The organism is Paenibacillus sp. JL3B1040, from assembly GCF_057063165.1.
Map to the genome: position 1 here is coordinate 2,367,710 of NZ_CM169317.1, position 19,602 is coordinate 2,387,311.

Annotated in this window: 19 protein-coding genes; 15 read left to right on the forward strand and 4 right to left on the reverse strand. The window is 55.8% G+C overall.

The window, feature by feature from the left end; genetic code table 11:
• Window positions 1-29: 29 nt before the first annotated feature.
• The 7 genes from ACZF99_RS10500 (at window position 30) to ACZF99_RS10530 (ending at window position 10,021) form a co-directional block, all read left to right on the forward strand.
• On the forward strand, window positions 30-1,067 hold the full coding sequence (locus ACZF99_RS10500) for an FUSC family protein (RefSeq protein WP_483611514.1): 1,038 nt from the start codon (window positions 30-32) through the stop codon (window positions 1,065-1,067).
• A gap of 206 nt (window positions 1,068-1,273) precedes the next feature.
• Entirely contained in the window at window positions 1,274-3,619 is a 2,346-nt protein-coding gene (gene helD / locus ACZF99_RS10505; RefSeq protein WP_483611516.1) for an RNA polymerase recycling motor HelD, read from the forward strand.
• Between the two features lie 81 nt (window positions 3,620-3,700).
• Window positions 3,701-4,966, forward strand: coding sequence for a bacillibactin exporter BcbE (bcbE, locus tag ACZF99_RS10510; protein ID WP_483611518.1), 1,266 nt, complete (start codon window positions 3,701-3,703; stop codon window positions 4,964-4,966).
• 159 nt (window positions 4,967-5,125) lie between these two features.
• Window positions 5,126-5,812 (forward strand): ribose-5-phosphate isomerase RpiA, encoded by a 687-nt coding sequence (rpiA, locus tag ACZF99_RS10515; RefSeq protein WP_483611520.1) that lies wholly within the window; start codon window positions 5,126-5,128, stop codon window positions 5,810-5,812.
• Window positions 5,797-6,231, forward strand: a complete 435-nt coding sequence (locus tag ACZF99_RS10520) for a GNAT family N-acetyltransferase (RefSeq protein ID WP_483611522.1) — start codon at window positions 5,797-5,799, stop codon at window positions 6,229-6,231. Before rpiA ends, ACZF99_RS10520 begins: the two co-directional genes overlap by 16 nt.
• A gap of 182 nt (window positions 6,232-6,413) precedes the next feature.
• Window positions 6,414-6,863 (forward strand): MarR family winged helix-turn-helix transcriptional regulator, encoded by a 450-nt coding sequence (locus ACZF99_RS10525; protein ID WP_483611524.1) that lies wholly within the window; start codon window positions 6,414-6,416, stop codon window positions 6,861-6,863.
• The gene (locus ACZF99_RS10530) at window positions 6,860-10,021 is read left to right on the forward strand and encodes an MMPL family transporter (RefSeq protein WP_483611526.1); all 3,162 of its coding nucleotides are present in this window, start codon (window positions 6,860-6,862) and stop codon (window positions 10,019-10,021) included. The genes ACZF99_RS10525 and ACZF99_RS10530 overlap by 4 nt, the downstream gene beginning before the upstream one ends.
• Before the next feature lie 89 nt (window positions 10,022-10,110).
• Here ACZF99_RS10530 and ACZF99_RS10535 read toward each other — a convergent pair whose 3' ends face one another.
• Window positions 10,111-10,788: a tetratricopeptide repeat protein gene (locus ACZF99_RS10535; RefSeq protein ID WP_483611528.1), complete on the reverse strand. Its 678-nt coding sequence runs from the start codon at window positions 10,786-10,788 to the stop codon at window positions 10,111-10,113.
• Between the two features lie 107 nt (window positions 10,789-10,895).
• The gene (locus tag ACZF99_RS10540; protein WP_483611530.1) at window positions 10,896-11,435 is read right to left on the reverse strand and encodes a hypothetical protein; all 540 of its coding nucleotides are present in this window, start codon (window positions 11,433-11,435) and stop codon (window positions 10,896-10,898) included.
• A 151-nt stretch (window positions 11,436-11,586) separates the two neighbouring features.
• Here ACZF99_RS10540 and ACZF99_RS10545 point away from each other — a divergent pair, with 151 nt between their 5' ends.
• The 5 genes from ACZF99_RS10545 (at window position 11,587) to coaD (ending at window position 14,744) form a co-directional block, all read left to right on the forward strand.
• On the forward strand, window positions 11,587-12,291 hold the full coding sequence (locus tag ACZF99_RS10545) for a glycoside hydrolase family 73 protein (RefSeq protein WP_483611532.1): 705 nt from the start codon (window positions 11,587-11,589) through the stop codon (window positions 12,289-12,291).
• Between the two features lie 152 nt (window positions 12,292-12,443).
• Window positions 12,444-12,905, forward strand: a complete 462-nt coding sequence (locus ACZF99_RS10550) for a hypothetical protein (protein ID WP_483611534.1) — start codon at window positions 12,444-12,446, stop codon at window positions 12,903-12,905.
• Between the two features lie 379 nt (window positions 12,906-13,284).
• On the forward strand, window positions 13,285-13,617 hold the full coding sequence (locus ACZF99_RS10555) for a hypothetical protein (protein ID WP_483611536.1): 333 nt from the start codon (window positions 13,285-13,287) through the stop codon (window positions 13,615-13,617).
• 18 nt (window positions 13,618-13,635) lie between these two features.
• A complete protein-coding gene (gene rsmD, locus ACZF99_RS10560) occupies window positions 13,636-14,235 on the forward strand; it encodes a 16S rRNA (guanine(966)-N(2))-methyltransferase RsmD (protein WP_483611538.1) in 600 nt (199 codons plus the stop codon).
• Entirely contained in the window at window positions 14,232-14,744 is a 513-nt protein-coding gene (gene coaD / locus ACZF99_RS10565; RefSeq protein ID WP_483611540.1) for a pantetheine-phosphate adenylyltransferase, read from the forward strand. Before rsmD ends, coaD begins: the two co-directional genes overlap by 4 nt.
• A gap of 9 nt (window positions 14,745-14,753) precedes the next feature.
• On the opposite strand, the gene ACZF99_RS10570 is transcribed toward coaD, so the two are convergent.
• Entirely contained in the window at window positions 14,754-15,974 is a 1,221-nt protein-coding gene (locus ACZF99_RS10570) for a nucleoside recognition domain-containing protein (RefSeq protein WP_483611542.1), read from the reverse strand.
• Window positions 15,975-16,153: 179 nt separating this feature from the next.
• Here ACZF99_RS10570 and ACZF99_RS10575 point away from each other — a divergent pair, with 179 nt between their 5' ends.
• Entirely contained in the window at window positions 16,154-17,182 is a 1,029-nt protein-coding gene (locus ACZF99_RS10575; protein ID WP_483611544.1) for a SepM family pheromone-processing serine protease, read from the forward strand.
• A gap of 42 nt (window positions 17,183-17,224) precedes the next feature.
• On the opposite strand, the gene ACZF99_RS10580 is transcribed toward ACZF99_RS10575, so the two are convergent.
• Entirely contained in the window at window positions 17,225-18,460 is a 1,236-nt protein-coding gene (locus ACZF99_RS10580; protein WP_483611546.1) for a nucleotidyltransferase, read from the reverse strand.
• Between the two features lie 183 nt (window positions 18,461-18,643).
• Between ACZF99_RS10580 and ACZF99_RS10585 the strand changes: the two genes are divergently transcribed.
• Entirely contained in the window at window positions 18,644-19,165 is a 522-nt protein-coding gene (locus ACZF99_RS10585) for a YceD family protein (protein ID WP_483611548.1), read from the forward strand.
• Window positions 19,166-19,226: 61 nt separating this feature from the next.
• Entirely contained in the window at window positions 19,227-19,400 is a 174-nt protein-coding gene (gene rpmF, locus ACZF99_RS10590) for a 50S ribosomal protein L32 (protein WP_009222962.1), read from the forward strand.
• Window positions 19,401-19,602 lie beyond the last annotated feature (202 nt).

Below are 19,602 nucleotides of genomic sequence, written 5' to 3' on the forward strand. Positions count from 1 at the left end.
ATGTGTCGTGGAACGTAGGGGGAATGGAAGTGACATTTGGCGCAAGAATGTTGAAAACGGGGGTCGCGGTAACTTTGGCTCTATATGCCGGCACTTTGCTTGGATTGTCTTCACCGGTCATTGCGGCGATCGCCGCCATCTTTGCCATGCAGCCGACGATTTACCGTTCCTGGCGCTACTTAATCGATCAATTGCAGACCAATACGCTGGGGGCCATCTTGGCGATGTTGGGAGGCATGGTGTTCTCGAACGAACCGATCGCCGTTGGCCTCGTATGCATTCTGGTCATCATGATTTGCCTGCAGTTGAAAATGGGGGATACGATCGGCATTACGCTGGTTACCGTCGTTTCGGTGATGGAGGCGTCGGGCCAGTGGGAATTTGCATTGAACCGTTTTTTGCTGAGCTTGATCGGTATTTTTTCCGCATTTATCATCAATATTGCCTTGTTTCCGCCTAAGCCGAAGGTGCAGCTCGAGCAGCAGTTCCGGCAAACGTTCGATCGCTTGTCGCTGCTTCTGCGAACCGCCGTCTCCGACGAGATCAAAGAATCGGTTTTTCGGGCCGACAAACGGGAGCTGGAGGAGACCATCAGCCAACTGGCCGATAAGTACAAGCTGATGGAGGAGGATCAGAAGAAAATCAAAGCTCCGAAATTCAGCGATCATCGCCAACTGGTGGTGTATAAGCAAATGCTGCGCGCGCTTCGCAAAGGGTTCGAGGTATTGGATGCGGTGGAACAACACTATTTCCAGGCTACCCGCACGCCGGAGTTAAACCGGGAATTCGACGAGCATCTGGAGAAGTTGACTAAGTTTCACGAGCATATCTTGCTGAAATTCGGCGACAAGCTGAAGCCGGGCTACAGCGAAACGTTGCGGTTCGAAACGGAAAACGACGAGTTTTTGCGGCGTATGCTGGATCGGTATACGGAGGAACGTACGGGCGTATTGCGCTTATCGATCGTGTCGGCCGAGATGTACGAATACGGTCATCAATTGGAACGTCTGAATCGCTTGGCCGACCATTCCGCAGCAGGGACCGGGGACGAGGCGAAAACAAATTAAAAAAAGTCCTGCCCTAGGGCAGGACTTTCATGTCGGAAATTACACCAACCTAATTGATAAGTAAAGATCTTCTTGATACAATAAAAGATAGACTGCATACGATTCAAAAGACATAATATATCTATCGATATTATATCACGATTTACTTTGGTTGTCAACGGATCGTCTGCGGACGTGTATAGATGCCATTCAAGGGAGCGATTTAATTGGATCACACAGATCAGGCTTGGCAGGAAGAACAACGCCGCGTAGAGTACGTGGCCGATCAAATCGACAGCAGAATCCGCAAGCTCGAGCGGGAGGTCGGCAGCGTTCGCGGAGACGTTGTGGCGATGCGGAAGGATTTCTGGGACGAGGTGACGGTAAATTTCAGCGAGGCTGACGATGTCGGCGAAACGTCCACCAGCTTGCGCCAGCAGTCCCAGGTGCTCGCGGAGCGGGAAAAAAGCCATCAGCACGCTTCGGTCGCATTAGGAAAAATGAAACGGCTAAAACAATCGCCGTATTTCGGCCGCATCGATTTCGCGGAAGACGGCGAACCGGAGGAAGCCATCTATCTAGGGGTCGCTTCCCTGCTGGAGGAGGGGGACGAAACGTTTCTCATCTATGACTGGCGGGCGCCGATATCCAACCTGTACTACGACAGCGTTCCCGGCCCTGCGTCCTATGAGACGCCGTCCGGCATCATTGAGGGAACGATGTCCCTGAAACGCCAGTTCGTGATTCAAGGCCGCAACATCAAGCTGATGTTCGACACCGGCGTCACGATCGGAGACGAGCTATTGCAGCAGGTATTAAGCCGCAGCTCCGATGCGCAGATGAAGAGCATCGTGGCGACCATTCAGCGCGAGCAGAATAAAATCATCCGCAACGATCGCAGCCGGATGTTGATCGTGCAAGGCGCAGCCGGGAGCGGCAAAACATCGGCCGCTTTGCAGCGGGTCGCCTACTTGCTCTACAAACACCGCGAGGTGCTGTCGGCCGACCAAATGATTTTGTTCTCCCCCAATCCGATGTTCAACAGCTACGTCTCGACCGTGCTTCCCGAACTTGGCGAGGAAAACATGCGGCAAACAACGTTCCAGGAGTATCTGGAGCATCGGCTCGGGAGGGAATTTACGCTCGAGGATCCGTTCGTGCAGATCGAATACGTGCTTTCCGCTCCGGAGGACGAGGCTTATCGGGCCCGGATCAGCGGGATACGCTATAAATCGTCGGTCCGTTTTCTGCAGGCGATTACGCGGTATAAGGAACTGCTTGAGCAAAAAGGGATGCTCTTCAAACCGCTGCGTTTCCAGGGGAAGGAGATTGTCGGGGCGGAGGAAATTGCCCGGCAGTTCTATGCCTATGATCCGGCGATTCGGCTGGCGAACCGCTGTGAGTTGCTGAAGGAGTGGCTGCTCAAGGAAATCGCCGCCTTCGGAAAGTCCGAATTGGACCAGCCTTGGGTCGAAGAACAAATCCAACTGCTGGATACCGAGGATTATCAGCGTGCTTACCAGCGTATGCGGCGCAAGCAGCAGGGCAAGGGGACTTCGTTCAACGATTATGAGGACGAAAAGGCAATCCTGGCCAAAATGGTCGTTAGCGATCGGCTCAAGCCGCTCCGAAAATGGGTCAAGTCGCTGCGGTTCGTCGACGTGACGCGGCTGTATACGCAGCTGTTCAGCGACGCGTCCGTGATCCGCGAGATCAACCCGGAAGGGCCGGCCGACCGATGGGAAGAAATCTGCGAACAAACGTTGCGGAAAATTGCGGAGGGTGAGCTCTACTATGAAGATATTACCCCTTTCCTCTATTTAAAAGAGTTATTGCTCGGCTTCCGGTCCAACACTTCGATTCGTCACGTCATTATCGACGAGGCGCAGGACTATTCGCCGTTCCAGCTGTTCTTCCTGAAACGTCTGTTCCCGCGGGCCAGAATGACGGCGCTTGGCGATTTGAACCAGGCGATTTATGCCCACGCTTCGGTTCTTCAGCAATCCTCCGTGCTAAGCGATCTGTACGGAGCGGAGGAGAGCGAGCTGATTACGCTGGAGCAAAGCTATCGTTCCACCCGTCAAATCGTCGAGTTCACCCGAGAAATGATTCCCGGCGGAGAGTCGATTGTTCCGTTCAACCGGGAAGGCGCGATGCCGGAGGTTCATCGAGTGGCCGATACCGACGAGCTCCACGCCTCGCTGGAGGAAACCATCGGTCAACTGCGCGCGGATGGGTACGAATCGATTGCGGTCATCTGCAAGACAGCGGAGGAAAGCCTGAACGCCTATGAACGGCTGAGCGCCAAGCTGCCGGCCAAGCTGATCAAGAAAACGACGTTGTCGTTCGAAAAGGGCGTCCATGTGATCCCGGCTTATCTGGCCAAAGGCGTGGAGTTCGATGCCGTGCTGATTTATGACGGGTCCGATCGGAGATACACGAGGGAAGCCGAACGGAAGCTGTTTTACACGGCTTGTACGAGAGCGATGCACCTGCTGCGCATCTATTTCGTCGGCGAACCGAGCCGATTTATCCGGGAAGCGGCACCGTCGACTTATCTCTTGCTTCCTTAAGCGCGGTATAATTTCAGCAAAATGAATCACACTAACCGGGTCTGTTTGAAACTTCTTCTTGAAGGGTGGCGTGATGGTTAGATGGTCGGCAAAAAAGGCGATTTGATTGCATTGGCATCCATACCGCTTATCATGACGCTGGGGAACTCCATGCTGATTCCGATTTTGCCCCAAATTGCCCGTGAGCTCCACGTTACCTCTTTCCAGGTGAGCATGCTTATCACCGTATATGCGGTTGTGGCCATTTTGCTGATTCCGATTGCCGGCTATCTTTCCGATAAATTCGGCCGTAAAGCGATCATCGTGCCCAGCCTGATCGTCGCGGGGATCGGCGGTTGTATTTCGGGGGTTGCGGACTGGTTTACGGAGGGGCTGGCCGTATATTGGATGATTCTGGGAGGTCGTTTCCTTCAGGGAATCGGTGCGGCCGGCGCCTTCCCCATCGTGCTGCCCCTCGTCGGCGATCTGTTCGAGAACGAAGAGGAGGTCAGCCATAATCTGGGCGTGATCGAGACCTCCAATACGTTCGGTAAAGTGCTAAGCCCGATTCTGGGTGCTCTGCTGGGCGCCTGGATTTGGTATGCGCCGCTCTTGTCGATACCGGTGCTCTGTCTTGTCTCCGTGCTGCTGGTGATCTTCCTGGTACATGAACCGAAGGAACGGGAGAAAGCCAAACCGCTGCGCGAGTTCATTTCCGCCGTCAAAGAGGTGTTAAAGCAAAAAGGACGCTGGCTGTACGCCATATTTTCGATCGGCTGCATCTCCATGTTCCTGCTGTTCGGCGTCTTGTTTTATCTGTCCGAGCAGTTGGAGACAAAGCACGGATTACAAGGGGTTATCAAAGGATTGGTGCTGGCGATCCCGCTGGCGGCCTTATGCTTGGCATCGTATATTACCGGCAAGAAAATCGGCAAAGACAAAAAGCTGATGAAATGGTCCGGCGTTACCGGTCTAATCCTATCCACCGGCGCTTTATTTGGAATCGGTTTCTTCAGCAACATCTATTTTGTGATCGCTTGCCTGATCGTCTGCGGGGCCGGCATCGGCATCGTCCTGCCAAGCTCCGATGCCTTGATTACCGAGGGGATCGAGAAGGAGATGCGAGGTACGGTCACTTCCATCTACAGCAGCATGCGGTTTATCGGCGTGTCGGCGGGTCCGCCGGTGATGTCGCTGCTGATGAAGGCCGGTCACATGACGATGTTCTTCGTTATCGCCGGAGTATCGCTCGTGGCGGTCATCCTGCTGCTTACTCTGGTTAAGCCGGATTCGGGACGCGGCGGGACGGTTAGACCGAAGAAGCCGCAGAAGCGGACGAAAGTGACAAGGCCCTTGCATCAGGGGTAAGCGGATTTCGATACCGCCTCTTCGCAGCAGCGGGTTCCTTCGGGGGCACGCTGCTGTTCTATTGTCCGGGCTTTTTTGGTATGATAGGAGCGGAGTGCCGCCGGGCCGAATGAGTTCGGCGGGCAGGGTACGAATCGTCATGATGTTGGAGGGGTAGACATGAATGCCAAACAGGCGGCGGGTTACCGCGCTGCAGAATGGGTCAAGGACGGAATGACAGTGGGTCTCGGAACGGGCTCGACGGCTTATTATGCGATTGAGAAAATCGGCGAAATGGTGGGGAGAGGTCTTAAGATCCGTGCGATCGCGACCTCCAAAGCCTCGGAGGAGCTTGCCGTGAAATATCGGATTCCGCTGATTCAGGCAGGGGATGTGGACAAGCTTGATCTGGCCATCGACGGGGCCGACGAGGTAGATCCGCAAATGGCGCTGATCAAAGGCGGCGGCGGCGCTTTGCTGCGGGAGAAGCTGGTCGCCATCAACAGCGACCGGTTTATCGTGATTGCCGACCAAGGCAAGGTGGTCTCCAGCTTGGGTCGTTTCAAGCTGCCGATTGAGCTGGTTCCGTTTTGCTACGAATGGACATTGCGGGAGTTAAAGAAACGTTATAACGTGCCGTTCGAAATGCGGATGCAAGGAGACCGGCTGTACGTCACCGATAACGGGAATTATATCGCGGATGCGGCCTTCGGACAAATCGCCGACCCCGCCCGGTTAAGCGAAGAGTTAAAGGCAATGACGGGCGTCGTCGAGCACGGATTGTTTGTCGGAATCGCAAAGGCCGTCGTGATCGGTTATGAAGACGGCCGTACGGAAATCAAGGAGGCTCCATGTTTAAGCCAATAAATTCGCGGGTGGACGAGCCGGGGGTTCAAGAATTGCTTGAATGTGCGGTCGTGTTCGACCCGGACGCGCTGGAGACGGCGGTTCGTTTATACCGGGAAGGCGATCCCTACAAGCTGTATGGTTATGTGGAGGAAGACGGGATTGCCGGACTCATCGGCTTTCGTGTTAATGCCTTGCGAACGCTCGAAATCGCCCATCTTGCCGTCCATCCGGAACAGCGGATGAAAGGGTATGGCCGCGCCTTGGTGCTGCTCGCCCTTACGGAAGCCGGGCCGGAGCGGATGGAGGCCGTCACCGATGAGGAAGGGGTGGATTTTTTTCGGAGCATCGGGTTTCAAATCACCGGGTTTCGGGATGAAGCTGCCGGGGAAGAGCGGTTTCGCTGCATCTATAAAGTGAATGAGAACGAAGAGGAATAGATTGGATCGTTAGGTATGGAAGGCTGCGGGTTTGCCCTGCAGCTTTCTTTGTTAGGATGGACAATTTGCCCCAAAAGAATTTGACTTTCGGAGCCCAATCGCCTATAGTTTCATTGTCGAACTATTTTACTGTAGAACTAACTGGACGAGTTTCATTTCGGATGACAAGGGGGATTCGGGAGGTGAATCTTGAATCGAAGCAGTTGATCGAGCGGTATATGGCCGCTTATTTTGAGGTTACCAAGCGGCTGAACGGGCAAATCCGCGATATTATTCAAGAGGACATCACCATGGAGCAATTTCAGATTTTGAAGTATATCGCCTCCCGCGGCAGGTGCACATCAACGGAGTTGGCCGAGACGTTTGGGGTAGGCAAAAGCTCCATCACCGCCATGATCACGCGGATGGTTGATAAAGGGTTGCTGCGCCGAACCCGGGATGAGGAGGATCGCCGCGTCGTTTATTTGACCATGACGGAACAGGGAAATCGCAATTACGACATTGTTCAGGAGCAAATTATGAGCACCGTCTCGACGTATTTGGTGCATTTCAGTGCGGACGAGGTAGAAGGGTTTATCAGTGCGTTTGAGAAATTAGCCAGACTGATCGGCGAAGGGAGTACGGTGAAATGAGATTCATACTGAAGGCAAGATGGTGGATCTTGCTGTTGTGGATCGCTTTGGCGGTTCTATTGATGGTAACGGCACCCTCCATGGCGGGACTGGTGCGGGAGAACGGGGAAATCACCGTGCCGGACGGTTACTCGTCTTCCGAAGCCTCTGCCATTTTGGAAGAAGTGGCTGTGATGCAAGGCGGTGCGAAAGAGACACAGATCGCCCTCGTTTTCCATGATGAGCAAGGCATCGATGATGCCGATCATCAAGAGATTGAACAAGGCATTTCCGCCCTGCGAGATCATATGGAGGAGATCGGCATCGCTTCGATTACCGATCCGTACGGCACGCCGGAAGCGAAGGAGAAGCTGATTTCCAAAGACGGCAAAACGGTGTTAACCTCTTTGTCGGTGCTCGACGAGCAGCGTCCGCTCAAGGAGATCGAGCAGGACATCCACCAAAACCTCGATTCTCTCAAGGTCGAGCATTATTTGACCGGGCAAAAGCAAATCAACGAGGATATGGTGGTCAGTTCGGAGCAGGGGTTGAAGAAATCGGAATATTTCACGGTCATCTTTATCCTCTTGATCTTGTTCGTCGTCTTCCGCTCGGTCGTGGCGCCGTTTATTCCGCTGCTGACGGTCGGGCTCAGTTATGTCGTGTCCCAATCCATCGTCGCGTTTCTGGTGGATTCGGTGAATTTTCCGATTTCGACGTACACGCAGATCTTCATGGTGGCGGTCATGTTCGGGATCGGGACGGACTATTGCATCCTGCTGATCAGCCGCTTTAAGGAAGAAATGCAGCATACGGACGATCAATGGGAAGCGATCGTTCAAACGTACCGCAAGGCGGGGAAAACGGTATTCTTCTCCGGATTGGCGGTCCTGGTCGGCTTCTCGACGATCGGCTTGTCGCAGTTCATGCTGTACCGTTCGGCGGTAGCCGTGGCTGTCGGCATTGCGGTCATGCTCCTGGCTTTGGTTACGGTGGTGCCGTTCTTCATGGCCGTATTGGGCACGAAGTTGTTTTGGCCGATCCGCGGATCGCTGGAGCATAAGGAAAACCGGTTCTGGGGCGCGATCGGCTCCTTCTCTTTGAAGCGTCCGTGGGCGGCGCTGCTGATCGTGGCCGCAGTGACGGTGCCGTTCCTGATTTCTTACAGCGGCAATGTTTCTTTCAACAGCATGGAGGAAATCGGAGATGAGTACGAATCGGTCAAAGCGTATAACCTCATTTCCGAAAGCTTTGAACCGGGCGAATCGCTGCCGTCTACCATCGTCATTAAGAATGACGAGCGCATGGATAATGCGGAGTATATGGCGTTAGCCGAAAAGATCAGCCGCGAGGTGGAGAAAACGGACGGCGTTGCAAGCATAAGGGGTATGAGCCGTCCGACGGGCGAGGTTCTTAAGGATTTCAATTTGAGCAACCAGGTGAAGACGGTCGGCGAAGGCTTAGGCGAAGGCGGGGAAGGCCTTGGCCAAATCCAAAACGGATTGTCGGAAGCCAGCCGGGCGCTATCGGAAAACGCGCCGAAGCTCCAGGAAGCTGCCGACAGCACCGGCAAGCTGGTGGAGGGAACCGCTAAGCTGAAGGACGGCATATCGCAGCTGTCCGGCGGCCTAAATGCTATCGAGAAAGGAATTCGCGACGGTTCGGTTGGCGCCGGCGAGCTGAAGCAAGGACTGCAGCAAGCGCAAAAAAGCGCCGAAGATCTAGCGAACGCCCAGGGGCAATTGCTCGAGTCGTATCAGCAATTGGCTCAAGGCGTCTCCGGCCTGGGCGGAGGGATCACGCAAATCCGCGAACAATTGGGCGCCGCCTCGCAGGGGTTGACCGCATTGACCGCGCGTTTCACGAGCCTTGAAGGGAAGTTCCCCGAATTGGCGGCGGATCAAGATTATTTAACAATCCGAGGTACGGTTGCGGAAGCCGGCAAAGGTCTCGGTCAACTCACCGCCGGGCTGCAGCAAGCCGAAGAACAGCTCGGGCAAGTGGCTGCAGGGCTGAACCAAGCCAACCAAGGATCCGTCCAAGCGGTGGCCGGCGGGAAACAGTTGGTCGGCGGATTGAACCAGATCGTCGCCGGTTTGGCGAAGCTGCAATCCGGGCTCGAACAGGCGGCAGCCGGGCAAGGGAAGATCGTCGCTCAACTGCCTGAGGTCGAATCCGGCTTGGGGCAAATTCAAACCGGGCAGGAACAAATTCAAACCGGGTTCAGCCAGTTCTCCGGTCAAATCACGCAATTGACCGACGGTTTGGATCAAAGCGTGGACGGCCTGGCGCAGGTATCCGGCGGTTTGAACACCGCGAAGGATTATTTGACGGAGGTCGGCGGCACGGACGATGGCCTGGACGGCTGGTACGTCCCGCAGCAAGCGCTCGAGAACGAGCAAATTACGCAGGTGTTCGATACGTATTTGTCTGAGGACCGCAAGGTCATGAAGCTGGAAGTCGTCTTCTCCAGCAATCCGTACGGCCGGGAGGCGATCGATCGGATCGATGCGGTGGAATCCGCCGTTCAGACGGCGGTCAAAGGGACGCAACTGGAGAACGCCAACATCGCGATCGGCGGCGTATCCAGCACGTTTCACGACCTCAAGACCATTTCGGGCAACGACTATACGCGCACGGTGATTCTGATGTTGGCCGGGATCTTCTTGATCCTGGTGGTGCTGCTTCGTTCGCTGGTGATGCCGGTGTACATTATCCTGTCGTTGGTGTTGACGTTCTACGCTTCGGTCGGCTTTACGGAATGGGTATTCGTCGACATTTTCGGGTACTCGGGCGTAAGCTGGGCGACGCCGTTCTTCGGGTTCGTCATCCTGGTGGCGCTGGGCGTCGACTATAGCATCTTCCTGATGGACCGCTTCAACGAAAACAAGGAGTGGAACGTTGGCGATGCGATCTTGCATTCGATGCGCAACATGGGAACGGTTATTCTGTCCGCGGCGATCATTCTCGGAGGTACGATGGCGTCGATGTATCCGTCCGGCGTCATGTCCATGCTGCAAATTGCCACGCTTGTGCTCTCCGGCTTGGCACTCTATTCGGTCATTATCCTGCCGTTCCTCATCCCGGTCATGGTGAAAATGTTCGGGCAAGGGAACTGGTGGCCGTTTCACCGGCGCATCGGCGAAAGCTCCGAGCAAGGAAACAACTTCCATTTGTAAAAACGGTCTTCCAACAAACAAAAAAAGTTGGATGGAGAATGTCACCTTCTCCATCCAACTTTTTTGTGCTCAGGGACCTCCATCAGCCATTAACCCAACGTCCCGCGTTTCAGGTAGCTGCGCAGCGCCCATTTTCGTTCTTGACGCTTCTTATACTTCGGCAGGGAGCGATAGACCGCAATCGATTCATTGAAGGCCCGCTGGGCCTCTTCTTTGCTGTTCAGCGACTGATAGAGGCTGCCGAGCAAATAATAAGCCTCGCTGGAGGAGGATTGGATTTCGCCGAATCGGGCGGCGTACTGCAGCGCTTTCTGCGGGTCGCGTTCGCGGAAGGCGGAAGCTAACCGCAAATAAGGTTGTCCGTACTTCACGCGCTCGTTCAAGCTTAAGGCGTGCAAAATATGGGCTTCGCCTTCTTCGATTCGCCCGAGTCCCAAACAGGCCGTTCCCAGGTCATCCCAAAACTCCGCCGACGTCTCGGAGGCGTCTTTCGCCTCTTCCAGCAGCCGCTGGGCCTCGGCATATTTCTTGCGCTCTAACAGCAAACGGGCAAGCTCGCGTTTGGCGGAAACATCGAAGGGGCTGGCGGATAGCTGCTGCCGGAGCCGCGAAATGCTGCGGCTGCGCTTAAACGGTTTGGAAAGGCTCGGAAATAATCCGACGTAACGCCGATCAACGAAATAAAGGATCAAGAGCAGCACGATAATGGCAATAAACGGATTGCCGAACAGCCAAGACAAAAAAACAAACAGGAAAATCTTACTCATTCAGTCTTCCACCCATCACATCATAATTTCCAATTATAACACAGCGTAAAGAGGACGAGGGAAAATAATGATAACAGCCGCCTTGTAGGCGGCTGTGCGATTTTAGGTTATTGAAAGCTGCGCATCGAGCTTGAGGAGCTGATGGAGCCTGAGCCTATACCGGAGCCTGTACCCTGGGAACTCATGGAGCCCATCATCCCCGAGGAGCCGGAGCCGATGGAGCTAAACGATCCCGTACTCGGCGAGCCCGAAATCTGGCTATTGACGGTGGAGCCAAAGCTTCCAATGCCGGACCCGTTGAAGCCGCTTTGACCGATGCCTTGCGTGCTGTAGGAGCTTTGTCCGACGTTGGGCTGGGTATAGCTGGTGCCGATCCCGGACATCGAGCTTACGCTGTGTTCAAGCTGTCCGGCGATTTGCGCTACGCGCTGGAATTGCTGCATCGCGGTTTGATGGCCGTGCAGCGCCGTTTGAATCGTTTGCACCGCTCTGCGCTCGCGCTGTGCCAGCTCCTCCAACTGGATGGCGTTTTGCTGCTCCTGTTGCAGCATTTGCTGGTACATCATGGTGGCCTGGCGGGTTTGCTGCTCCAACTGGCGCATCGTTTGTTCGATTTCGCGGAGTTGCTGATTGACGTTGTTGTACATGTGTAGTAAATCCTCCTCGTGATAGGTTGGGTTGTAAAACCATGGTTAGGTTACCCTCCGTACCTCCGTCTATGCATCCTTTGAGACGACAAGGTAAAGGTCCAATCCCTCGTCCAAACGGGTTCATAAATTAAGATGGAGGTGAATGCGAATGGACATACACGGATTTATCGAAAAAATCGCCCCCCTTGCCATCGCCAGCTCGAAGAAAAGCGGTATTCCGGCCTCGTTGACGATTGCCCAGGCGGCTTTGGAATCGAACTGGGGCGCCAGCCGCTTGGCCATCGAAGGCAACAATTTGTTCGGGCTCAAAGGCAGCGGGCCGGCGGGTAGCTTAACTCTGCCCACTACCGAATACCGGTCGGGAAAACGGGTAACAGTAAATGCCGCCTTCCGCAAGTATCGATCCTGGGCGGAGTCCATTGCCGACCATGCCCGTTTATTGTCGGCAAATCGCTATGCCGGGGCGGTTCGGAAGACGGGGCCGGAAGCGGCTCGGGCTGTCGCCGCGGCCGGATACGCGACGGATCCGCAGTATGCGGGGAAGCTGATCCGTTTAATGGAGGCCTACAATTTGACTCAGTATGACGAAACGAAAGGAGATGAACCGATGACCGCGGAGGAGAAGAATCAATTTGCAGCGCTCCAGGAAACCGTTCGCGCGCAGGCGAAGCAAATCGCCGAACTGGAGAAATGGACCCGGCCCGGCATCCCTGCCTGGGCGAAGGAAGCGGTAGCGGCGGCGGTGAATTACAGCAAAGGCGATCCGCTGCTGCAAAACCCCGAGCAAGGCAGCGTCGATTTTTACCGTATCATCACCGTGATGCACCGCAGGGGGTTGTTTGATAAGAAATAAGGCCGCAGCTTCAGGGGCGGATGCACATGGCTCATGCTGTTGTATTCGGTCTTCTTTCGATGGTACGATGGGGTTGGGTTGGAAGATGAGGGATACTGCCGCGAGGAGGAATTACGATACGCAAGAGATGGTGGATCACAGCGGCCTGCGGGGTGGTGCTGGCGGCGGCGATTTATACATGGTGGTATATCGAGAACGTATCTCCGGTTAAGTTGACGAAGACCCTTGAGGGAATGGCGTGGATGGAGGAGGACCCCGCGTTTGCGCTGCCGGTTCGAATCTCGTTAGACGGCTACTATGACAAAGGGGACGATCAATTTAGAGGAACCGTACGGATCAATGGGCGGGTTTCTTCGGATATGATTCTGAACAGCGGGTATCTTGCGACCTCTTTTGACGGCAAGAACCTTATTCATTTCGGGCAGATTTATTTCGATGAAGAGTTAGAACGCCTGGCGTGGTCCGTCCCGCAGTCCAAGCTCCCTCCGGAACTGACCCATCGGCAGTTTCCCGAAGCGGAGCTATGGCTCGTTGCCCCGGCATCTTCCGGTGATGAGGCAAGAAACCTGCGGCAGGAGCTGGAGTATGGCTACTTGGCGAAGCTTAGAGATTGATCTCAAGGCCATGCCCAGCTTATCCAATTGGCCAGTTAAGCTGTGTTTTGATCTTATTTACCTGCATATCCCCTGCTACAATATTCACAGAAGGCTGTGGGAGCGGTATGAATGGTGAAGAACTAATGGCGGTAAATGAACGCTTGGATCGGAATGACAGATCCGGGAAGTAAATCAACATCATTTCAATCCATGGATCAACGTCTCAGCCGTATTGAAGCAAGACCAGCATTTAATAAAAAGTGCCGTTTTGGATACGAATGAACGGGGAGTTAGGATGGAAGAAGTCCTGGAGAACCAGCACAGAATTATAGAAGCTGAACTGAAAAGAATTAAGTAAATCGATCCGGTGCCGGCGCATCGGATTTTCTTTTCTGCCATGCTGTTGTACATCACGTCATTACATGGATTTGGAGATTGGAGCAAAAAAAAGGACAAAAACCCTCGTAGAAAACCTTGCTACAAGGGCTTTTGTCCGGGCATCCCTTGCGGGACGCCCATCATGGGAGAGGAGAAACCGGACGAAGAGCTTATGGGGAAACGTAAGTCTTCTCCGCGGTTGTCTACGACATTTGGTGATGTCGATAATCTAAGTTTGTCCGGGCAGGGGGCTTTTATACCTTGGATCCGCAAAATTTTGTATGATTTTTTTCGTTTTTCATTCCGAGGCGGATTATGGTACGATATCGACAGGAATTTTCCAGGCATATAAAGGTGTGTGAACAAACCGATGAGAGTCATTTCGGGCAGCGCCCGCGGCAGATCGCTCAAAGCCGTTCCCGGCATGGGGACAAGGCCGACGACGGACAAAGTGAAAGAGGCGATATTCAGCATGATCGGGCCGTACTTTGAAGGAGGCGTGGCACTGGACTTGTATGCGGGCACCGGCGGTCTCGGGATCGAGGCGCTAAGCCGCGGCATGGATAAGGCTGTTTTTATCGATAAAGAATTCAAAAGCATCGAGACGGTCCGGCAGAACCTGAAAGCAACCGGACTCGAAGCGAAGGCCGAAGTGTACAAAAACGACGCCGAGCGGGCGCTCAAAGCTCTCGCGAAACGAGGCGCGGCATTCGATTTGGTGTTTCTCGATCCGCCTTACCGTTTGAAGCACGGGGATGCGCTGATGGCGAAGATGGACGAGATGCAACTGCTTGTGCCGCAGGCGAAGGTCGTGCTGGAATATGAGTCCTCGTATGCTTATCCAGAGCGGTTTGGACCTTTCCTGCAGATACGCAAAGCGGAGTACGGGGAAACGGCCGTTTCGATTTATGCCTACGATTCCGAGTCGAACGCGGTTCAAACCGACGAGCAAGGAGGAGCAACAACATGAACGAACAGCGGCAACCGCGGGTAGCGGTCTATCCGGGCAGCTTTGATCCCGTCACGAAAGGGCATATGGACATTATCCAACGAGCCTCGCGCCAGTTTGACCGGCTGATCGTGGCGGTGCTGAACAATTTGAGCAAGAAGCCGCTATTTACCGTCGACGAGCGCAAGGCACTGCTTGCGGAAGTCACCGGACATCTGCCGAACGTCGAAATCGACAGTTTTCGAGATTTGCTGGTTAATTACATGGATTATAAACAAGCCCATGTCATCGTCCGGGGCATTCGCTCCGTGACCGATTTCGAATACGAGCTGCAGCTCGCTTCCACCAATCACAAGCTGAACAGCGAGGTTGAGACGATCTTTATGATGACTCATCCGAAGTATTCGTATTTAAGCTCCAGCGTCGTCAAAGAGATCGCCAGCTTTCACGGCGATGTTAGCGATCTCGTTCCGCCGGAGGTAGAAGCGGCGCTGCGCGGGAAGTTCAAGGAGAAGCTGGGGCCGAGCTAGGAGCTCGGCTTAACGTTCGTCTTGGCGTCGCCAGAGGAGCGCAAGGGTCAAGAAGCCGAACGTCAGCATACCCAGCATCCATAGCTGCCACTTCATCACCCCGAACGCTTGCTGCCATCCGGGCAGCGGGGCGGACGGGGTGTCGCTACCTAAGAAGGCCGGTTCGCCGCCGCCCACAGCCGGGAGTAGGCCCGGCAGCCAGCGGGTAAACGGCTTCCATAGAAGCAACGTAAGGATATAAGCGTAGGCGGCATGCAGCAAGCGGGTCAGCAAAAACGAGCGTTCGCCGATGCCGGCGGGTCCCAGGATTGCCCGCACCTGCAGATAAGCGCACAGGCCGCTCCACCCGAGCGCCGCTCCCAGCAGGGAAGCGGCTAGGGCCGGGGGAAGGGACGGAGCCAGCCCGGAAAGCGCGTAGGAGCCCAAATGGACCTCCAGCACGCTTTTTACGGCAACAGCAAAAGTCCGGTCCGGTAAGGCCAGCAGAAGAACGTGGATGACGACCGCAAAAATAAGCATATACCCGCCGGTGATCATCAGCGTCTGGACACCGGAGGCGACGGAGTCGCCCAGCAGCTTGCCGAAGCTGCGGCCGTCCTCGCGGCGAGCTTCCTCCATGCGCCGCATGGCCAGCCGCAGCAAGGAGACTTGCGGCTTGGCTGCGGATTTCGCGGGGGCAGGCGTACCGGATGCGGAGCGATCCGGAAACACCAGATGCAGCGTGAGGCCTGCCGCTAAACCCGCAGCCCAATGCACGGCCAGCAGGAGCAAGCCGAACTCGGGCCGGCCGACAAACCCGGCGCCGATCACGACGACGAGCAGCATCGGGCTGCAGAAATGGGCTGCAGCCGCGAGGCGTTCGGCTTCGTTTGCGGTGACTTTGCCCTGCTTATACAACGTAGCCGCCGCTTCGGCCGCGGCGGGGAATCCGGCGGTCATGCCCAGCGGCAGCACCCAGCCAAATGAGCCGGGCAGCCCCAGGACGCGGCGGGTAAAGGGATCGAGCAGCGCGCCCAGCCCATGAGCGAACCCTGCGGCAAGCAGCATTTGCGACAGGACGACGAACGGCAGCAATGCCGGAAAAACGATTCTCCACCAAATGGCCAAGCCCTCGCCGGAAGCTTTAAACGCTTCGCTGGGGGCATAAACGACGCAGACGACGACCAAAACGGCCAAAAAACCGGACAACAGCGTGGACAGCGGGCTGGCGGCCAAACGTCGGAAATTCATATGTATAGTTCCACCTTCTTTGTCATTAGATAAAGACCGATAGCAAAACAATGCATAGTACATGCTATGCATCAGCCGTGAAGGACAGACTAGCGGTTTGACGGAGCCGGCAACCCAAGCGGGATGGGAGAGGACGGAGGGCGGATGATCGCCGCAGTACAGGAAGGGAGGAGAGTGGGATGCGACCATCCAGAGCCAAAGCGATCAAATCGGGGCTGTACGTCCTGACGATTGCGGTGATTGTTTATGTTGTCGTATACATGTCCACCCCGTATATGATCAATCAACCGGGGACGGCGGAAAAAATCAAACCGATGATTTCGATCAAGTCGGGGGATCCGGAGGAAAAAGGGGCGTTTATGCTGACGACGGTTTCGGTCAGTTACGCCAACGTGTGGATGCTGGCGACGGCCCGCTTTCACAAGCATGCCGAAATCGTCCGCAAGGAGCCGGATCGCGATGATGAAGAATATGAAACCCAGCAGCGCTATTACATGAGCAGCTCCCAATCGAGCGCCATCATGGCCGCTTACAACAAGGCGGGCGTCAAATACGACGTCGTCTCGGAGTACGTTTTTATCGTCGGCTTATCCAAAGAAAACCCGCCGAAAGGGGACTTCCATTCCGGCGACATCCTCCGTGAGGTGAACGGCCAGCCGGTAAAGCGGTTTGAGGACCTTGGCAGCCTGCTGCAAGACAATCAGCCCGGAGATCGGGTAAAAATTCGGCTGGAGCGCGGCGGCAAAGCCATAGAGCGGCAAGTGGAGCTCGTGGAGATCCCGGCGGCCGGCGGCGGCCGGAAAGCCGGCCTCGGCGTGACGGTAGGCGAGCTGCGCAAAGTGCAGGCGGCCGATCCGGCCCAGGAAGTGCAGTTTGCCGACACGCGGATTGGCGGCCCGTCCGCCGGTTTGATGTTTACGCTCGAGATCTACAATCAGTTGACGCCGGGCGATTTGAGCAAAGGCTACCGGGTGGCCGGCACCGGCACGATCGCCGAGGACGGAACGGTCGGCGCGATCGGCGGGGTTCAGTTCAAGATCGTGGCGTCGGACCGGGAAAAGGCGGAAATATTTTTCGTTCCGGAGGCAAACTATAAAGACGCGAAGGCGAAAGCGGAGGAGATCGGTTCGAACATGAAGCTGGTGCCGGTGAAGAAGCTGGACGACGCCTTGAATTATTTGGCTTCGCTAGAGCCGAAAACTTCATGATCCGGGGCGGCCTCCTAAAGCGGCAACCTTTCAGCTTCGAGATTACCGTTCTGCCAGGCGTACAGGAGCCTGGCGATATTCGCGCAGCAGTTCCTCTGCCCGGCGTTGCGGCATCGCGTTCGCGTAGGCGGCGGCAGCCCGGATGTCGAGGGCGAGCTGCGGATGTTCGAGCTCGGCGGCCCGGGTGATGATCGGCAGCCGGGCCGTTTGTTTCATCCGCTTCAGCAGCCGCTGTCCGGCGGCGCTGAAGCCGAGAACGCGCAGATACCCCGGGCCTTGGGCGAGCGCCTCCGGCGCGAGCAGCTCGCGGGGGTGCTGCAGGAGAATGTGCAGCAGCATGCGCTGCAGCTTTGTATGGGTATAGCGTTTCGTTTTAAGCTGCGCCAGCAGCTCGGTAACCGTCGGCTGCGGCAGGCGGGGCAGCGTTTTTTTGATCCGGTATTCCAGCCCTTCCGTCACCTCGTGAAGGGCGGCGAGCTGCTCCGGCGTTGCCAGGAGCAACTGGTGGAAGAGCAGCGCGGCCAAGCTCTCCCATGTCACGGGCCCGCGGCCCGCCGCGAACTCGCGGGCGAGGATGTCCGCCGTGGATGGCGGAAGGTACGGCGCGGCCGCGGCGAGGCCGCCGCCGGCGATCAGCCGCCGCACGGCGGTGGCGCTGGCGATGCTCGCGTCCTGCGGCGCGACATCGCCGTGCCCTGCGGCCCGGCGCCGGACGGTGACCGGCGCGATGCCGCTGCCCAGCCGCCGCAGCGCGATCAGGTAGTGCAGCCCCAAGCTATTGTTGGGCTGCTCCAACAGCGCTCGCGCTTCGGCGGCGCTGCCGCCGAGCGTGCGCGCGGCCGCGGCGGCGTAGGCCGCGGGGTAGCTCGCCCCGGTGGCGAGCTCCTCCGCGATGGCCGCCCGCAGCGCCTGCGGCTCGGCGGCGAGCCGCTCGGCCAGCGGCAGCAGCGCCTCCAGCGCGCCGGCTTCGCTGCCGAAGCACAGGTGCGTCGCGACGCCGGTCGCTTCGAGCAGGGCCACGGCCCCGTAGGCGAACCACTCCGCCGGCTGGGCCGCATAGGCGACCGGCAGCTCCAGCACGACGTCGACTCCGAGGCGGAGGGCCATTTCGGCCCGCGCCCATTTGTCGACGAGCGCCGGCTCGCCGCGCTGCAGGAAATCGCCGCTCATGACGGCGATTGCCGTATCGGCGCCGGTAAGCCGCTTCGCTTCGGCGAAGTGATAGGCGTGGCCGTTATGCAGCGGATTGTATTCCACAATGATACCGACGATGTTCAAAGGTTCTGCTCCTTGTTTCCGAGGGATTTGAGGTGAAGCTTTCACCTATGAATATACCATGAAATTGGAGCTGAACTAAAAATATGGAGCCGGCCGCAGCGGTTTCACCGGAAAACAGCTTTTTTGTTGACAAAACTTACTTAAAATCGGTATAATAATTTTTGTTTGTTTGGAGTGATGCTGATGTTTATTCATTTACGTCAGGTGACCTCGTCCGAAGCTCCGGTGAAGCTCCATCAGGCTTTGGACGTTAGCCGTGTCGTTAAAGGTCGCAGGGATATTACCGCGATCAGTCCGCTGCAGGTCGATTTGCAGGCGGAAGCCGCAGACGGAGACGCAGTTGCCGTTACGGGCAGACTGACGGCGGAACTCGATATGACCTGCTCCCGGTGCCTAAAGCCCTTGAAACGGGTCGTACAAGCGGAGTTTGCGGAAAGCTTCAAGCAAAGCGATGATCCCGAGACGGACATGCAGGCGCAGGAAGAAGACGAAGACTTGCAATATGTCGCCGACGACAAAGTCGATCTGGTGCCGTATGTGGAGGAGACGTTGTTGCTTCATCTTCCGTATGCCGCCCTGTGTCAGGAGTCCTGCAAGGGGCTGTGCCCGAATTGCGGGGCCGATCTGAACGAGCAGGAATGCGGCTGCAATACGGACGTGATCGATCCGCGGCTCGCAGCGCTCGGCGATTTTTTCAAAAAATAAGCAAGTAAAAACAACGAATAAACCCCCGGTTAGGGTTGACTTGAATAAGGAGGTGGGAACCATGGCAGTACCTCAACGGAGAACGTCCAAAACGCGCCGCGACAAACGCCGCACGCATTTCAAATTGGCTGTGCCGGGCATGGTAAAATGTGAACAATGCGGAGAATTGAAGCTTGCTCACCACGTATGCAAAGTTTGCGGAACATACAAATCGAGAGAAATCATCGGCCAATAAGCTTTAGGCATCCAACTGAAAGTAGTACTTCATTTCGGTGAGGTGCTATTTTTTTTGCTCACTCCGGCCCGGATCAACAATAGCGATGGCAATTTCGCTTTTCTTTTGCGTCGGGATGCTTTATACTACAATTTAGTACCAGGTTCTAATGGGCTTTCCCAAAATTTACATATCCGAAATCGTTAATTTATAGATCAATATC